We start from the raw sequence: 16,449 nt of genomic DNA on the forward strand, positions 1-16,449 counted from the left end.
ACATTTGGCGTTGACTTTTGGCACGCTGTTGAGTTCTCAAGGAACGGACGCTTCCTTTGTGCCTGTTTCACCAGGCTCTCCGGGCGCTTCCCTTCTGTGTTTCACACTCTATCAGGCCGTTTCGGGCTTTCGAACCACTGCTTTTCTGCAGACATGCAGAAGCGCACAATTCGAGAATTTCGATCAAGACTCTGAGGGAGTGCCGCCCACTCTCCTGGCCGCAGTGATTGCGTCCTGGTCTCCGGGGCAGGTCTCAGACAGTACAGCCCTGCTCTGAGCGAGGCAAATCGATTCGGCGCCGATCAACCGCTTCGCACGGTGTTGCTCATGCGGAACCGTCAGTTCTTATGACTTACGCTTCTGAACGGTGCGCCGTCCAGGACAGGTAGTGACGGCGGCCTGATGAATCTCCACCCCTGGGAGGCTTCCCATGACCACCGTGACGTCCCCGCTTGCAGGACGCGCCATCGGACTCGCGGCTGTGCCCGATCCGGTGTTTTCCGGAGCGATGGTGGGTCCCGGTACCGCCATCGACCCGTCCCGTGAACCGTCCGTGGCGGTATCGCCCGTGGACGGCGTAGTGGTTTCGCTGCATCCGCACGCGTTCGTCGTCGTCGACTCCAGCGGGCACGGCGTGCTCACTCATCTCGGCATCGACACCGTGCAGCTCAATGGCGAGGGCTTCGAGCTGCTCGTCAACAAGGGCGACACCGTGGCGCGCGGCCAGGACATCGTGCGCTGGAACCCGGGTGCGGTCGAGAAGGCCGGCAAGTCGCCGGTGTGCCCGGTCGTCGCCCTGGAGGCTTCGGCCGACTCGCTCGGCGAGGTCCGCGAGGACGGCGACATCGCCTCGGGCGACGCGCTCTTCTCCTGGCAGTAGGCAGCCGGGCGCCGTCCTCGACGGCAGGTACGACATTCACCGCGGTGGCACGGGCCGCCGCATCAACCGGAGACGGGTGAAATGGAGACAACGCTGCGAGGCGTCGGCGTAAGCCACGGTGTCGCCATCGGCGAGGTGCGGCACATGGGTACGGCGGTTCTTGAGCCGCCGGCCAAGCAGATTCCCGCGGACGAGGCGGAGCGCGAGCAGGGGCGCGCCCGGCAGGCCGTGGAAGCTGTCGCCGCCGACTTGATCGCGCGGGGCAATCTGGCGGGCGGCGAGGCACAGCACGTGCTGGAGGCGCAGGCCATGATGGCTCAGGACCCCGAGCTGATGGCCGATGTCGATCGGCGGATCGCCGTCGGCAGCACCGCTGAGCGGGGTGTGTACGACGCGTTCGCCGCCTACCGGGCGCTGCTGGCGGGGGCCGGTGAGTACCTCGCCGGCCGGGTCGCCGACCTGGATGACGTGCGGAACCGTATCGTCGCTCGGCTGCTGGGTGTGCCGATGCCGGGGGTGCCGGACAGCGACGAGCCGTATGTGCTGATCGCCCGGGACCTGGCACCGGCCGACACCGCGCTGCTGGACCCGGCGCTGGTGCTCGGGTTCGTCACCGAGGAGGGCGGGCCGACCAGCCACAGCGCGATCCTGGCGCGGGCGCTGGGAGTGCCGGCCGTGGTGGCCATGCCGGGTGCGGGTGAACTCGTCGAGGGCACCGTGATCGCTGTGGACGGCAGCACCGGTGAGATCTTCGTCGAACCGAGCGCCGAGAAGCGGGCGACGCTGGAGCAGGCCGCGGCGGCGCGGAAGGCGGCGCTCGCTGCGTCGTCGGGTCCGGGTGCCACGTCCGACGGGCACAAGGTGCCGCTGCTGGCGAATGTCGGCGGGCCGGCGGATGTGCCGGCCGCGGTCGAGGCCGGGGCGGAGGGCGTCGGTCTCTTCCGGACGGAGTTCCTCTTCCTGGACGACAGCTCCAAGGCGCCGTCCGAGGAGAAGCAGGTCGAGGCGTACCGCAAGGTGCTGGAGGCCTTCCCCGAGGGCCGGGTCGTGGTGCGGGTGCTGGATGCCGGTGCCGACAAGCCGCTGGACTTCCTGACGCCGGGCGACGAGCCGAACCCGGCGCTGGGTGTGCGCGGGCTGCGGACGCTGCTGGACCACCCCGATGTGCTGCGTACGCAGCTGACGGCGCTGGCCAAGGCGGCCGAGGGGCTGCCGGTCTATCTCGAGGTCATGGCACCGATGGTGGCGGACCGGATCGACGCGAAGGCGTTTGCCGACGCGTGCCGGGAGGCGGGGCTGCAGGCGAAGTTCGGCGCGATGGTGGAGATTCCGTCCGCCGCGCTGCGGGCGCGATCGATCCTGCAGGAGGTGGAGTTCCTGTCGCTGGGGACGAACGACCTGGCGCAGTACACCTTCGCCGCCGACCGTCAGGTGGGTGCGGTGTCGAGGCTGCAGGATCCCTGGCAGCCGGCGCTGCTGGATCTGGTGGCGGCTTCGGCCGAGGCCGCGAAGGCCGAGGGCAAGAGCTGTGGTGTGTGTGGCGAGGCGGCCTCCGACCCGCTGTTGGCGTGTGTGCTGACGGGGCTCGGGGTCACCAGCCTTTCGATGGGTGCGGCGTCGATTCCTTATGTGCGTTCGACGCTGTCGAAGCACACGCTGGCGCAGTGTGAGCGTGCGGCGGCCGCGGCGCGTGCCGCGGACACGGCCGATGACGCGCGGGCCGCCGCGCAGGCGGTGCTCTCCGGGGAGTGATCCCGCGCGACGGTGCGTCGCAGGAGTGTTGATGGCCGTCCCGCCCTTGTGGCGGGGCGGCCATCTGCGGTGGTGGCGGCCGGAGTTGGCGGCCTGGGCGCCGGTGCGTCAGTGGTGGTGGGGCTCGGGCGGGGGTGTGAGGGGGAGCCCGGGGGCGTATTCGACGCCGGGCTCGGGTGGGATGGGCTCGCCGGTCTCGGCGTCGGTGCAGTAGGCGGTGAAGACCTCGGCCGCGGTGAGCGGGCGGGGCCAGGTGTCGCGCAGGGACCAGCCGCGGACGGTGTCGTGGGGGCCGGCGGGTGTGGTGGTGCGAGTGACGATGCCACCAGGGGTGCGCAGGGCGAGGCCCGCGGCGAGGACCGTGCAGAAGGCGAGGGTCTGGGTTTCGTCGAGCCGGAGCCGGCCGCCGTCGCGGGAGTGGGCGTGCAGGACGGCCAGGAGGGGCATCTCGCCTGCCGGGATGCTGCAGACGAGGTGGTGGGTGCCGTCGCCGAGGGTTTCGAGGAGGCGTTTGACGGCGTGGGTGGCGCGGGCGAAGGCGGCCTGTGCGAGGTTCTCGCCGCAGTCTTCGCAGCTGCCGGCGCGGGCGAGGAGGTCCGCGGCGTGGTCCCAGGTGGCCTGGCGGTCGGCTTCTTCGAGGAGTAACGGCAACAGCTGGGTGAGGGGCTGGCCGGCGTAGGGCAAGGTGGCGCCGGTGCAGGCCACTTCGGCGGTGTAACGGGCGCGGCTGTCGGGGTGGTCGGGGTCGAGGCCGGCGTCCGCGCAGTATTCCTCGTAGGCCTCGGGGTCGAAGAGGCTGAGGGTGGTGAGTACGCCTTCGGAGGCGAGGGCGCGCAGCAGGGTCTCGAGCTGCTGGAGGTAGCTGTGGTGGTCGTCGAACGGGAAGGTGCGATAGCGGCGCATGGCCGCGAAGTCCCGCTCGTCGGCCAGGACGGCGGCGGTGCTGGGGACTTCGCGGCGCAGTGTGCGGTGGGCGCCGGTCGGGTCGGTGGGCCGGGATGCGGATGTCATGACTCCCCCTCAGTGAGGTGCGTTGCTCGAACATCACTTGTCACTGAGAGTAATCGCGGGGTCTGACAATGGCGGTCCGGCGCTGGTCAGGGCGCGGCCCGGCAGGCCGCGGGCCTACTGTGCGCGGTCGGCGGCGATGCGCTCGTAGAAGCGGAGGAGTTCGAGGTTGTCGACGGAGCCGGGGTTGACGGCCTTTTCGAGGGGGGTGCCCTGGAGGAGGCGTTTGACGGGGACCTCGATGCGCTTGCCGGTGAGGGTGTGCGGGACTCCGGGGGCCTCGATGATGTCGTCGGGGACGTGGCGGGGGGAGAGCTCGGTGCGGATGGTCCGCTTGATGCGGTCGCGGAGGCCGTCGTCGAGGGTGGCGCCGGGGGCGAGGTGGACGAAGAGCGGCATCCAGTAGCCGCCGTCGGGGAGTTCGAGGCCGATGACGAGGGATTCGCGGATCTCGGGGAGGCGTTCGACGGCTTCGTAGATGTCGGCGGAGCCCATCCGGACGCCCTGGCGGTTGAGGGTGGAGTCGGAGCGGCCGTGGATGATGACGCTGCCGCGATCGGTGACGGTGATCCAGTCGCCGTGCCGCCAGACGCCGGGGTACATGTCGAAGTAGCTGTCGTGGTAGCGGGTGCCGTCGGGGTCGTTCCAGAAGCGGGTGGGCATGGACGGCATGGGGTTGGTGACGACGAGTTCGCCGACCTCGCCGATGACGGGCCTGCCCTGGGGGTCCCAGGCCTGGAGGTCGGTGCCGAGGCAGGGTGCCTGGAGTTCGCCGATGTGGACGGGGAGGGTGGGTACGGCGCCGGCGAAGCAGCTGCAGACGTCGGTGCCGCCGCTGACGGAGGCGGTCCAGAGGTCGGCGCCGCCTTCGGCGAAGCAGTCGTGCAGCCAGCGGAAGCCGTCGGGCGGGAGCGGGGAGCCGGTGGTGGCGACGCAGGTGATGGCGGAGAGGTCGAGGTCGCGTGCGGGGTGGATGCCGGCTTTGCGGCAGGCCATGACGTAGGCGGCGGAGGTGCCGAAGACGGTGGCGCGGGTGGTTTCGGCGACGCGCCACTGGGCGGAGATGTCGGGGTGGCCGGGGCTGCCGTCGTAGAGCACGATCGTGGAGCCGACGAGCAGGCCGCCGACGAGGAAGTTCCACATCATCCAGCCGGTGGAGGTGTACCAGAAGAAGCGGTCGTCGGGGCCGAGGTCGCAGTGCAGGCCGGTCTGCTTGAGGTGTTCGAGCAGGATGCCGCCCTGGGACTGGACGATGGCTTTGGGCAGGCCGGTGGTGCCGGAGGAGTAGAGGACCCACAGCGGGTGGTCGAAGGGGACCTGTTCGAAGACCGGTTCGGTGTCGAGGCTGGTCAGGTCCGACCAGTTCAGGGCGCCTTCGGGGGCGTCGGTGCCGAGCAGGGGGATGTGGACGACGGCCCGGAGGGTGGGGAGCTCGGCGCGGAGTTCGGCGACGGTGTCGCGGCGGTCGTGTTCCTTGCCGCCGTAGCGGTAGCCGTCGACGGTGAACAGGACGACCGGTTCGATCTGCTGGAAGCGGTCCAGCACGCTGCGGGCACCGAAGTCGGGGGCGCAGGAGGTCCACACGCCGCCGACGGCCGCGGTGGCGAGGAGGGCGACGACGGCCTGGGGGATGTTGGGGACGTAGCCGCTGACCCGGTCGCCGGGGCGGACGCCGAGGCGGCGGAGCTCGGCTGCCAGGGAGCCGACCTGGGCGCGCAGGGCCGTCCAGGTGACGGGGGTGGGCTCGTGGGTCTCGTCGACGTGGAGCAGGGCCGGGGTGTCGGCGCGGGCCGGGTCGTCGGCCGTCCGCAGGGCGTGTTCGGCGTAGTTGAGGGTGGCGCCGGGGAACCAGCGGGCGCCGGGCATCGCGCGGTCGGCGAGGACGGTGTCGTAGGGGGTGCCGAAGCGGACGTCGAACCATTCGGCGGTGGCCTGCCAGAAGGTGGCGAGTGCGTCGACGGACCAGCGGTGCAGGGCGGCGTAGTTCGCTGCCGGGTCGCCGGGGGTGGGGGCCGGTGCGCCGTGGTGTGCGGCGGCCCAGGCGTGGAAGCGGGTGACCTGTGCGCCGGCGATCCGGTCCGGTCCTGGCTGCCAGAGGGGTTCCGGCTGGTGGGCGGACTGCGGTGCGGTGGTCATGATGCGGCTCCCGGGCGGTACGCGTCGTGTGCGTCAGGCGCGCACGGCGGGGGTGTGCGCGTGACACGGCTTGCCAGGACGATGCCATGTGATCGACATGTGCACCAGGGTGGGCCGCCCATATTCGGGGGGTTGCGGATGTGGTGCGGGCACGGGGTGGCGGTGGGTGCCCGGATCCCGGGCGGTTTCGGCCATCGGGCGGCGGTCCGCAGGCCAGTGGGTGGCCGGGGGTGACGCTTCGCAGGTGAACGGCAGTTGAACGGCGCCCCGACGCGGGGCCGGCAATGACAGGCTGACCGGCATGAACGGGCGTGATCTGGTGCGGTCGATACGGGTGGTCAGGGCGGTCGGTCCGGTGCAGGGGCTGCGGTCGGTGCGTACGGCGTGGCGGCGCCGGCGGGCGGATGCGTCGGCGTTCCCGCGGCGGGTGGCCGAGCGGGCGCGGGTGCCGGGGGCGGTGCGCGGCGCCGAGCCGCAGCCCGGTGGCGGGGTGATCCATTTCGCGCGGTCGTCGCTGCGGGTGCGGGTGGCGGCGGGGGGCGCGGTGTTCTGCGGCTGGGACGAGGCGGCGCCGGAGCCGTCGTACGCGCTGGAGGGGGCGTGTCCCGAGGTGGATGCGCGGGCGGTGCTGGAGCCTGACCGGGAGGGCGGCTGGCGGGTCGTCTCGGAGCGGGTGTGGGTGGCGGTGTCCCGGCACGGTGCGGTCGAGGTGCGGACGCCGGGGGGTGTGATGCTGCGGCGGGAGCTGCCGCCGCGCTGGTGGGACCGGGTCGGTCAGGGGGAGGACGGCGCGGGCGAGGAGGACGGCGCGCGGCGTGAGGGGGCGGGCGGGTCGCGGTGGGTGCTGCGCTCGGAGGTGGCGGCCGATGCGCGCTTCTTCGGGCTGGGCGGCCGGGCGGGCGGGCCCCGGTTGCGGGGCGGCACGTACCGGCTGTGGAACACCGACCCGGGCGGTGCGTTCGGTCCGGGGGATGACCCGCTGTCGTTGACGATGCCGGTGCAGCTGGTGGTGGCGGACGCCGGTACGCATCTGGTCTTCCACGACAACTCGTGGGACGGGCGGTTGGTGCTGCGGGAGGGCGAGGAGGGCGCGGGTTCCGGGCACGACCGGCCGGGCACGTGTGAGCTGCGGATGGACGGCGGGCCGTTGCGCTATTGGGTGCTGGTCGGCACCCCGGCGCGGGTGCTGCTGGGCTGGACGGCGCTGACCGGGGCGCCGGCGCTGCCGCCCCGTTGGGCGCTGGGTCATCAGCACGCCCGTTGGGGGTTCGGCGGGGAGGGTGAGGTGCGCCGGGTGGTGGCGGGCTACCGGGAGCGCGGGCTGCCGTTGTCGGCGCTCCATCTGGACATCGATCACTACGACGGGCACCGGGTCTTCACCGTCGACCGGGCGCGGTATCCGGATCTGCCGGGTCTGGCGCGGGAGTTGCGCGCGGACGGGGTGCGGCTGGTGTCGATCGTGGATCCGGCGGTGAAGGCGGCTCCGGGGGACGCGGTGTACGAGGGCGGGGCGGCGGCCGATGCCTTCGTGCGGGACGCGCGGGGGCGGGAGGTGCGGGGTGTGGTGTGGCCGGGCGAGTCGGTGTTCCCGGATTTCACGGATGCGCGGGTGCGCAAGTGGTGGGGTGCGCTGTATGCGGAGCGGGTGGCTCAGGGGTTCGCGGGTGTCTGGCACGACATGAACGAGCCGGTGTCGTTCGCGGCGTTCGGTGAGCCGACGCTGCCGCGTTCGGCCCGGCACGCACTGGAGGGGCGGGGTGGCGACCACCGGGAGGCGCACAACGTCTACGGGCTGGCGATGGCGCGGGCGGGTTACGAGGGGCTGTGCGAACTGCGCCCTGACGAGCGTCCCTTCCTGTTCTCCCGGTCGGGCTGGGCGGGTCTCCAGCGGTACGGCGGGACCTGGTCGGGGGATGTGGCGACCGGGTGGCCCGGGTTGCGGGCGTCGTTGTCGCTGGTCATGGGGCTCGGGTTGTGCGGGGTGCCGTACAGCGGTCCGGACGTCGGCGGGTTCTCGGCGGTGCCGTCCCCGGAGCTGTATCTGCGGTGGTTCCAACTGGCGGCCTACCTGCCGCTGTTCCGGACGCATTCGGCGATCTGGGCGGGGCGGCGGGAGCCGTGGGAGTTCGGTCCCCAGGTGCTGGCGCATGCCCGTACGGCTCTGTGCGAGCGGGAGCGGCTGCTGCCGTATTTCGACACGCTGGGGCAGTTGGCGCGGCTGACGGGGGCGCCGTATGTGCGGCCGGTGTGGTGGAACGCGCCGCGGGACCGGGCGCTGCGGGACTGTGAGGACGCGTTTTTGCTGGGTGACGCGCTGTTGGTGGCTCCGGTGCTGGAGGCGGGGGTGACGCGGCGGGCGGTGCGGCTGCCGCGCGGGCGGTGGTACGACACCGTGACCGGGCGGGCGTACGAGGGCCCGGGGCAGGTGGTGGTGGAGGCTCCGCTGTCGCGGATTCCGGTGCTGGCGCGGGCGGGTGCGGTGCTGCCGGTGGCGGGGGCGGACGGCGGGACGGAGCTGGAGGTGTGGGAGCCGGCGGCGGGGCGCAGGGGCGGCGGGCTGGTGGTGGCGGATGCCGGGGACGGCTGGGGGCGGCCGACGGTGGAGCGTTACGTGTCGCGGCGGGAGGACGGCCGGGTGGTCGTGGAGCGGCAGGACGGGAGCGCGGCGGGGTATCCGGTGCGGGTACGGGGGCCGGGTGAGGCTCCGTAGGCGCGGCGTGGGTGCGGCGTTGCCTCATAGGACGTGGTGCGGGCTGCGTGGGTGCGGCGTTGCCTCGTGGGCGCTGCGCTTTCGCCGTACAGGGCGTTGCCGGTCTCGCGGCGGTCTTCCCTTGGGCGGGCGCTGCTGGTAGACGGGGGCCATGCCGAGACTTGCTGCCGCGCTGCGCGGCCTCGCCGTTGCCGCCGCCGCGCTGATGACCGTCACCGCCCTCCCGTCGAGTGCGACGGCGGACGGCGCGACCGGGCCGCCTCGCTCCCGTGTGGCCGACGGCCCGAAGGCGCCGAAGGAGTTCGTGGCGCTGCGGGAGGTGGATCCGACGATCATTCAGGAGATGCGCTACGTCACGCCGCACGACTTCATGGGGGTGCGGGTGACGGGCTATCGCGCGCCGATGTGCGTGGTGACGCGGGCCACCGCGCGGGCGTTGCACCGGGCGCAGCGGGCGTTCCTGCGGCGCGGTTATTCGCTCAAGGTCTACGACTGCTACCGGCCGCAGCGGGCCGTGGATCACTTCGTGGCGTGGGCGAAGGACCTGGACGATCAGCGGATGAAGGGGGAGTTCTATCCGCGGGTCGACAAGTCGGTGCTGTTCCGGGACGGCTATATCGCGGAGAAGTCGGGGCACAGCAGGGGCAGCACGGTGGATCTGACGCTGGTGCGGCTGCCGGCGCGGCCGACGCGGCCGTATGTCCCGGGGGAGCCGCTGTCCTCCTGCTACGGGCCGAAGGCGGACCGCTTCCCGGACAACTCACTCGACATGGGCACCGGTTTCGACTGCTTCGACACGCTGGCGCACACTCTCGACCCGCGGATCAAGGGCGAGCAGCGGGCGAACCGCCTGTTCCTCAAGGACGGCCTGGAGCGGGCCGGGTTCGTGAACTACGACAAGGAGTGGTGGCACTACACCTTCACGCCGGAGACGTTTCCCGACACCTACTTCGACTTCCCCGTCTCCCCGCGGTCGCTGGTCCGGCACTGAGCGGGCCTGCCTTGTCGGCGGCGGTGGGTCCGTAGGACTCCAGGGCGACGGGGGCGGACAGGGCTGCGGAGATCGCGTCGGTCCAGTGGTGCGGATCGCGGCCCGGTGACTGCCAGTCGTCGGGCCGGGCGGCCAACAGCCGTTGCGTCAGCCGTTGTTGGCGGTCCAGGTCGCCGGGGCGGGCGGCCGGGAGGTGGGGCAGCGGCCCGTCGGGGGTGCGGTAGGCGCGGGCGATGCGCAGGGCGCCGTACCGGGCGGGCGCGTCGAGGTGCGTGACGGCGAGGGCGTCCACTCCCCCGCAGGCCGCGAGGGCGTAGCGGTGCGCGACGGCGTCGAAGTGGCCGGCGCGGAAGGCGCCCTGCCAGCGGCCGTGGCTGTTGTGCGCCTCGGGCAGCGCGGCCGCCAGGCGCGGGTCCTCGGTGACGAGGGGGCCGGGTCCGTGCCGGGTGGTGTAGGTGCGGACGACGCCGAGGCGCTGCGCGGCACACGGCAGGCCCGCTTCGCCGAGCAGGGTTTCCGCGCCGTCGAAGGTGGTGGTCGACCAAGTGGTGTGCGGGTGGAAGCCGTGCCACTCGTCCAGGAGGACGCCCTGCGCGCCTTCGAAGACGGCGGGTCCGCGGCGCAGCACACGGGGCAGGTGGGTCTCGTCGACGAGGGTGACGTGGTCGGCGAAGGCGGTGAAGGCGTCCAGGCAGGCGTCGACGGGCGGTGCGTCGAGCGGGCCGTGGGCCGCGGTGAGGCGGTCGTGGAGCAGGGTGAGGGTGCGGCGCAGCGCCGTGCGGGAGGTGCAGTCGCCCGCGGTGGGCGCGTCGGCGGGGTGGGCGAGGGCGTAGGCCGCGGTTTCCCCGATGCCCATGCCGCAGGAGCCGTGCCGGTCCGTGCCGCGGGCCTGTTCGCGGGCCCGGTTGGCGGCGGCGTGGTACGGGGTGGTGAGCGCGGCGCGCCGGTCGACGGTGAGCAGCGACAGCGGGGCGGGGACGCCGAGTGCCGCGAGGTGGCGGGCTTCGGAGGCCAGCGCGAGGGGGTCCACCAGCATCAGGCGGGAAAGGTGGGTGGGGATGCCGCTGAAGGTGCCGGAGCCGAACTGGGCGAAGGTGTGGTGGCGGCCGTCGGTGGTGACGACGTTGTGGGCGGCCTGGGCACCACCGTTGAAGCGGATCACCGCGGTGACCGGCGCGGCGCCCGTTCCCGGGGCGCAGAGCCGGTCGACGACGGTGCCCTTGCCGGCGTCGCCGTGGCCGAGGTCGACGACGATGGTGTGCACGGGCGGGTCCCTTTCAGAGGCGGGTGGGGCTCGGCTTCAGAGGCGGGTGGTGGCGCTCGGCCCGGCGTCGGGGGCGGTGTCGATCAGCGGTGCGGTGGAGTGGGCGAGGCCGCCGCGTGCCCGGTCGAGCGTGGCAAGTGCCTTGCCGACGCTGTCACCTGCGGCGGAGCCGATGTCGGCGAGGTCGTCGAGTCCGGCGGCCAGGTCGATGGCTTCCTCGCCGAGGCCGATGGTGAGCGCGATGGTCTCGCAGACGGCAGCGAGGTCGTCGAGTTCGATGACGTTCTGGCCGAGCAGCTTGCGCCAGGCGCCCAGGACGGCGGAGTTGCCGACGTGTGCGGCGCCGGCCGGGACGATGAAGTAGACGTCGAACTTCTGCCGGACCTCGGCGAGGATCGTGGGGAGGGGGATGTCCTCGGTGGCCTCGTCGCCGAAGACCGCGCGGATCTCGCGGGCCTTGACCTTGCCGTAGGGCATCTCGTCGCCGATGAGGAAGAGGTAGCCGCGGCGGCCGCGCTTCTCGTGGCAGTCGAGGCTGGTGTGGCGGGCCATGGCGTACAGCGCGAGTTCGTAGGACTCGGTCATCTGCCCTCCTCCCCCGCCCTCCAGGAGGATGTTGCCGAGGTCGTCGTCCATGCGGTTGTCGGACTCGAACTGGCCGAGCTGGAGCGGCACCCGGTCGCAGGTGGCGTCGCCGACGGCCCCGAAGAGGATCTGCGGGTCGGTGACGTAGCCCTTGCGCAGCAGCAGGCCGAAGAGTTCGGGGAGTTTGGCCTGGAGGGTGCGGGGCACCGCCCGCATGGATCCGGTGACGTCGAACATGACGGAGACCGCCAGCGAGGCGGGGTGTTCGTCGGAGTCGCGGCTCTCGCGGGTGGACAGGCCGTTGGGGTCGAGTCCGGCGTGTGCCGTCCAGGTGTGGCGCGGGGCCGAGGACGTGACACGGTCGCTGTAGTCGAAGGCGCTGGTGCCGGAGGCGGCGCGGTAACTGGCCGCCGCTCCGTAGACGTGGGTGGACCAGGTTCCGCTGCCCATGGTGAGTCCCCCTGAGTGGTGTGATGAGTGCGTGCGGGTGCGTGGGTGCTGCGGGACGGACGTGCCGCTACGAGGCCCGCGGGGGCCGCGGCAGGGTGAACGGCCGGAAGGTGCGCGGCCCGTAGAGGTGGTCGAGGAGGGTGTCGAGTTCGGCGAGCAGCCGCCAGGCGTCGTGCGGGCGGCGGGCCTCGGCGGGGAGGGTGCAGCCGCGCAGGAACGCCCGCATCGGCCGGGGAGCGCGCTCCCCCATGAGGGCGCCGAGGGTGTGGGAGGCGAGGTGGATGTCGGTGGCCTCGGTCGCCGGGCGCCGGGCCGTGACCTCGGGTGGGTAGGCGTCGCGGTGGTGCTCGACGAGTGCGGGGACGCGGTCGCCGAGGGGGGTGCTGTAGCACCAGTCGACGAGGACGAGACCGTGGTGGGCGGGGTGGATGAGGACGTGACCGGGAAGGACGGCGCCGTGCACCCGCCCCGCGCGGTGCGCCCAGCCGAGGGCGACCAGGAGCCTGCGCCACATCCAGGCGGCGTCGCGCGGGTCGAGTCCGTCCGGGTACGCGGCCCGGACCTCGGTCAGGGTGTGGAAGCCGTCGAGCGGGGCGAGGGCGTTGACGCGGCGTTCGGCGCCGGTGTCCGGTGCGCGGTGGCGGAAGGTTTCCAGCAGGCGGGGGGCGTACGCGCGGTGGCGTGGCTCGCCGTGTCGCGCCAGGCGGGTCAGCGCGGCGGCCTCGCGCTCCATGAGGTCGCTGTCCCCGGCGGCGCGCGGGATCTTCAGCAGGCAGCGCTGCCTGCTGCCCCGCCCGTCCTGACCGCCGGGCGCGTCCCGCCTGTCCCGTCCGTCCGGCTCGTTCTGCTCGTACGTCGCCTCGCGGAGCACCGCGAGGCCGCCGGTGGCCCGGGTCCTGCCCAGTGTGTAGGTGTGCCGGCGGGTGGTGAGGGTCGGCGGACCGGCGGCTTCGCCGTGGCACCGCCAGAGGGCGGTGAGGCGGGTGAACTCCTCCTGGGCGCGCGGGCGTTCGGAGGGTGGGACGGTGTCGGGGTGCAGCAGCCGGGCGAGCCGGCGGAAGGTGTGCGCGGCTTCGGTGCCGCCGGTGGGGAAGAGGTCGGCGGGCCCGCGGGCGGCGGCCAGCGCGGTGCGCGCCGCGGCGCGGTCGCGGAGGGCGTGCGCGGAAGTCATCGGACGTCGTCCTCCCGGTCGGGGCGGAGCAGCGCCGGGTGCAGCAGGCGGGCGTCGCCGGCGCGGTAAAGGCGGGCGCGCGGGCCGCCGCGGGCGCCGCCGCGGGCGGCGGTGGCGCCGGTGGACTTGACGAAGCCGGGGACGGAGAGCACCTTGCGGTGGAAGTTCCCGGCGTGCAGCGGGCTGCCCCAGATGGATTCGTAGACGCCGCGGAGTTCGACGATGGTGAATTCGGCGCCGAGGAAGGCCGTCGCCAGCGGGGTGTACTCGATCTTGGCGCGGGCGCGGTCGAGGCCGTCGGTGACGATCCGGGCGTGGTCGAAGGCCAGCGGGAGCGGTGTGGGCGGCGCTTCGGCCGCTGCGGGCCGGGGCACGGAACCACCCCCGTCGGTCCCGTGCCCCGGGCCCTGCTCTGGGGGACGCATGCGGGCCGCGTCCGGTTCAGTCGCCTGCGGTTGAACCGCGTCCGCTTGGGTGGTACGCCGGGCGCCGACATCGAGTGCGCTCACCGGGACCCAGGCGGCGGCCGAGGCGTCGCCGCCGCCGCGCGCCTCGGGGAGGTCGGGCGCGAAGGCGAGGTAGGCGACGGTGACGACGGGCATCCGCGGGTCACGGCCGGGCTCGCCGTACGAGCCGAGCTGTTCGAGATGGACGCGGTCGAGGTCCGCGGCGTCCAGGCCGGTCTCCTCCGCCAGTTCGCGGGCCGCGGCCGCGTCGAGCGATTCCCGGCCGGCGCGCACGAACCCGCCGGGCAGCGCCCAGGCACCCTGGAAGGGGCGACCGCCGCGCTCCACGAGCAGGAGGTGCAGGACCCCTTCGCGCAGGGTCAGCACGACGATGTCGACGGTCACGGCGATCGCGGGAAAGTCACGCGGGTCGTAGTCCGCGAGGAACTCGCCGTCGTCCGCGTCCTGGCCGGCGCCGCCTCCGCCTCGCATGCGCTCCGCATCCACGACCGCCACCGCCCTCTCACCCAGTCATTCTCACTTCGAGTCTTTCTCGGAACGAGAACAACATAACACCGGGTACTGACAGCGTCCAGGGGCGGCACTACCGTGCGGGCATGACTGACGGACGGGCAGATCACACGACGGGCCGGCACACCCAGGACGGCACACACGAAACGGCGGGCGCACCCGCCGACGCGGCGGCGCGCCGGGACTTCGCCTCGTACGAGGAGTTCTGGCCCTACTACGTCGCCATGCACTCCAAGGCGGCCACCCGCTGGGTGCATCTGACCGGCACCCTGACCGGCCTGGCGGTGACCGCGTACGGCGTCCTGCGGCGGCGGCCCGAGCTGCTGCTCGCACTGCCGGTCATCGGGTACGGCACGGCCTGGCCGGCGCACTTCCTCATCGAACGGAACAACCCGGCGACGTTCGGGCACCCGGCGTGGTCGCTGCGCGGGGACGCGCAGATGATCCGCATGATGCTCGCGGGGCGGGACGCGGAGCTGTCCGACATCGCGGGCAAATGGCTCGCGGAGAACGGGAGTTGACGTCGGCGGCGGAGACGGCGCGGGCGATTGGCCGCCCGCGGGGGCGACCGGCGGCCACCGGGCCGTGAACGGCTCGATCGCGGCGGCGGCCGTACCGGGGCTCCGCCGTGCGGTGCGCCCTGCGCCGCCGAACCGGGGTTCCGCCGTGTGCGGCAGCGTGCCACACTCCTGGGACGTTAACTGACGCCACGTCAGTTCCCGGCTCAGGGAGGGCTCGTGTCACGAACGCGCACACCGGTGGTGCCCGGGTGGTTCGACCAGGACGCCACCGATTTCCGGCTGCTCGGGACGCGCTGCCGGGACTGCGGATCGGTCTTCTTCCCGCGCGAGGACACGTTCTGCCGCAATCCCGGCTGCGGCGGCGGCGACCTGGCCGAGCTGCCGCTGTCCCGGCGCGGCACGGTCTGGTCGTACACCGACGGGCGCTACCGCCCGCCGGCCCCCTACCCCTCCGACCCTGACGCCGAGTGGCAGCCCTACACCCTGGTCGCGGTGGAACTGGCGGCGGAGCGCATGGTGGTCCTCGGGCAGGCGGCGCCGGGCGTCACCGTCGCGGATCTGACGGTCGGCGCCGAGGTCGAGCTGGTGCCGGGGGTCCTCAACGAGGACGCCACGCACACCTGGACGACCTGGCACTGGAAACCGGTCACGTACTCCGGGGCCGAGGGCCGGTCCACGGCCGAAGCCGGCGAGCGCGGCGCGGGGGGCGCGGCATGACCGGCGACGTGGCGGTGCTCGGCGCCGGCATGCACCCGTGGGGCAAATGGGGGCGCAGCTTCGTCGAGTACGGCACGAAAGCGGCCAGGGAGGCGCTCGCCGACGCCGGTCTCGAATGGACCGCGGTGCAGAGCGTGGTGGGCGCCGACACGGTCCGCGGCGGCTACCCCGGCCATGTCGCGGGGGCGACCTTCGCGAAGGCGCTGGGCTGGCAGGGCGCCCGGGTGACCAGCGTCTACGCCGCGTGCGCCTCCGGTGCGCAGGCCGTGAACACCGCGCGGGCGCAGATCCTGGCCGGCATGGCCGACGTCGCCCTCGTGGTCGGCGCGGACGCGGCGCCCAAAGGGTTCTTCGCCCCGGCGGGCGGCGACCGCCCCGACGACCCGGACTGGCTGCGCTTCCGGGTGCTGGGGGCCACCAACCCCGCGTACTTCGGGCTGTACGCACGTCGCAGGATGGCGCTGTACGGCGACACGGTCGACGATTTCGCTCAGGTGAAGGTGAAGAACTCGACGGCGGGCGCGGCCAATCCGTACGCCCGCTACCGCAAACAGGTCAGCGCGCAGGAGGTCGCGGCTTCGGCCGTGGTCGCCGATCCGCTGCGGCTGCTGGACATCTGCGCCACCTCGGACGGCGCCGCCGCGCTGGTCCTGACCAGCATGGACTTCGCCCGTCGGCGCGGCGTGCGGAACCCGGTCAGGATCCGCGCGGTGTCCACGGCCACCCCGCACTACCCGCGCACGGTGCTGGATCTGCCGGACATCGCCACCGACTCGGCGGCGGCCGTCCCCGCGCCGGAGACCGGCTTCCGGGCGTCGATCGCGCGCAGCGCCTACGAGGAGGCCGGCATCGGCCCCGAGGACCTCTCGCTGGCCGAGGTCTACGACCTGTCGACCGCCCTGGAGCTGGAGTGGTACGAGGACCTGGGCCTGTGCGGGCCCGGTGAGGCGGCGAAGCTGCTGCGGGACGGGACGACGGCGCTCGGTGGCCGGCTGCCGGTGAACGCCAGCGGCGGGCTGTCCTCCTTCGGCGAGGCCGTACCGGCCCAGGCCCTCGCCCAGGTCTGCGAACTGACGTGGCAGCTCCGCGGCCAGGCGGCCGAGCGGCAAATCCCCGGCGCACGCGTGGGCATGACGGCCAATCAGGGGCTGTTCGGACACGGGTCGGCGGTGGTGGCGGTGCGGTGATCCCGATATCGACCGGACGGTCGAGGGCCGTACGCGGCACCGGCTGGAATCCGGGCTCATGGGCGGGCCCGCCCCCATGGGCCCGTACGCTCCGGAAGGA

13 protein-coding genes are annotated in these 16,449 nt (G+C 73.1%); 7 read left to right on the forward strand and 6 right to left on the reverse strand.

Annotated features, from left to right (window positions below; all coding sequences use genetic code 11):
• Nucleotides 1-430: 430 nt before the first annotated feature.
• Both ACIRQ7_RS34375 and ptsP read left to right on the forward strand, forming a co-directional pair.
• Complete coding sequence (locus ACIRQ7_RS34375; RefSeq protein WP_404266463.1) at nt 431-880, forward strand: PTS glucose transporter subunit IIA; 450 nt, start codon at nt 431-433, stop codon at nt 878-880.
• A gap of 81 nt (nt 881-961) precedes the next feature.
• On the forward strand, nt 962-2,632 hold the full coding sequence (gene ptsP, locus ACIRQ7_RS34380) for a phosphoenolpyruvate--protein phosphotransferase (RefSeq protein ID WP_403676146.1): 1,671 nt from the start codon (nt 962-964) through the stop codon (nt 2,630-2,632).
• A gap of 108 nt (nt 2,633-2,740) precedes the next feature.
• Here ptsP and ACIRQ7_RS34385 read toward each other — a convergent pair whose 3' ends face one another.
• Both ACIRQ7_RS34385 and ACIRQ7_RS34390 read right to left on the reverse strand, forming a co-directional pair.
• Entirely contained in the window at nt 2,741-3,643 is a 903-nt protein-coding gene (locus ACIRQ7_RS34385) for a hypothetical protein (RefSeq protein WP_404266464.1), read from the reverse strand.
• Nucleotides 3,644-3,757: 114 nt separating this feature from the next.
• Nucleotides 3,758-5,776, reverse strand: coding sequence for an acetoacetate--CoA ligase (locus tag ACIRQ7_RS34390; RefSeq protein ID WP_404266465.1), 2,019 nt, complete (start codon nt 5,774-5,776; stop codon nt 3,758-3,760).
• A 301-nt stretch (nt 5,777-6,077) separates the two neighbouring features.
• On the opposite strand from ACIRQ7_RS34390, the gene ACIRQ7_RS34395 reads away from it, so the two are divergent.
• Nucleotides 6,078-8,486, forward strand: a complete 2,409-nt coding sequence (locus ACIRQ7_RS34395; RefSeq protein ID WP_404266466.1) for a TIM-barrel domain-containing protein — start codon at nt 6,078-6,080, stop codon at nt 8,484-8,486.
• Between the two features lie 151 nt (nt 8,487-8,637).
• Nucleotides 8,638-9,477 (forward strand): M15 family metallopeptidase, encoded by an 840-nt coding sequence (locus ACIRQ7_RS34400; RefSeq protein WP_404266467.1) that lies wholly within the window; start codon nt 8,638-8,640, stop codon nt 9,475-9,477.
• Here ACIRQ7_RS34400 and ACIRQ7_RS34405 read toward each other — a convergent pair.
• The 4 genes from ACIRQ7_RS34405 to ACIRQ7_RS34420 form a co-directional block, all read right to left on the reverse strand.
• On the reverse strand, nt 9,407-10,741 hold the full coding sequence (locus tag ACIRQ7_RS34405) for an adenylosuccinate synthetase (RefSeq protein ID WP_404266468.1): 1,335 nt from the start codon (nt 10,739-10,741) through the stop codon (nt 9,407-9,409). The genes ACIRQ7_RS34400 and ACIRQ7_RS34405 overlap by 71 nt on opposite strands.
• 36 nt (nt 10,742-10,777) lie before the next feature.
• The gene (locus tag ACIRQ7_RS34410) at nt 10,778-11,776 is read right to left on the reverse strand and encodes a hypothetical protein (RefSeq protein WP_404266469.1); all 999 of its coding nucleotides are present in this window, start codon (nt 11,774-11,776) and stop codon (nt 10,778-10,780) included.
• A gap of 67 nt (nt 11,777-11,843) precedes the next feature.
• Nucleotides 11,844-12,947, reverse strand: a complete 1,104-nt coding sequence (locus ACIRQ7_RS34415; RefSeq protein ID WP_404266470.1) for a molecular chaperone DnaJ — start codon at nt 12,945-12,947, stop codon at nt 11,844-11,846.
• A complete protein-coding gene (locus ACIRQ7_RS34420) occupies nt 12,944-13,885 on the reverse strand; it encodes an NUDIX hydrolase (protein WP_404266471.1) in 942 nt (313 codons plus the stop codon). Before ACIRQ7_RS34420 ends, ACIRQ7_RS34415 begins: the two co-directional genes overlap by 4 nt.
• A gap of 125 nt (nt 13,886-14,010) precedes the next feature.
• On the opposite strand from ACIRQ7_RS34420, the gene ACIRQ7_RS34425 reads away from it, so the two are divergent.
• The 3 genes from ACIRQ7_RS34425 (at nt 14,011) to ACIRQ7_RS34435 (ending at nt 16,349) form a co-directional block, all read left to right on the forward strand.
• Nucleotides 14,011-14,445, forward strand: coding sequence for an Mpo1-like protein (locus ACIRQ7_RS34425; RefSeq protein WP_404266472.1), 435 nt, complete (start codon nt 14,011-14,013; stop codon nt 14,443-14,445).
• Nucleotides 14,446-14,661: 216 nt separating this feature from the next.
• Nucleotides 14,662-15,162 carry a Zn-ribbon domain-containing OB-fold protein gene (locus ACIRQ7_RS34430; protein ID WP_404266473.1) on the forward strand — a complete coding sequence of 167 codons (501 nt, stop codon included), beginning with the start codon at nt 14,662-14,664 and terminating at the stop codon, nt 15,160-15,162.
• Nucleotides 15,159-16,349: a lipid-transfer protein gene (locus ACIRQ7_RS34435; RefSeq protein ID WP_404266474.1), complete on the forward strand. Its 1,191-nt coding sequence runs from the start codon at nt 15,159-15,161 to the stop codon at nt 16,347-16,349. The genes ACIRQ7_RS34430 and ACIRQ7_RS34435 overlap by 4 nt, the downstream gene beginning before the upstream one ends.
• Nucleotides 16,350-16,449: the final 100 nt, after the last annotated feature.

Source organism: Streptomyces sp. NPDC101393, assembly GCF_044767385.1.
In the GTDB taxonomy this organism is placed as follows: Bacteria; Actinomycetota; Actinomycetes; order Streptomycetales; family Streptomycetaceae; genus Streptomyces.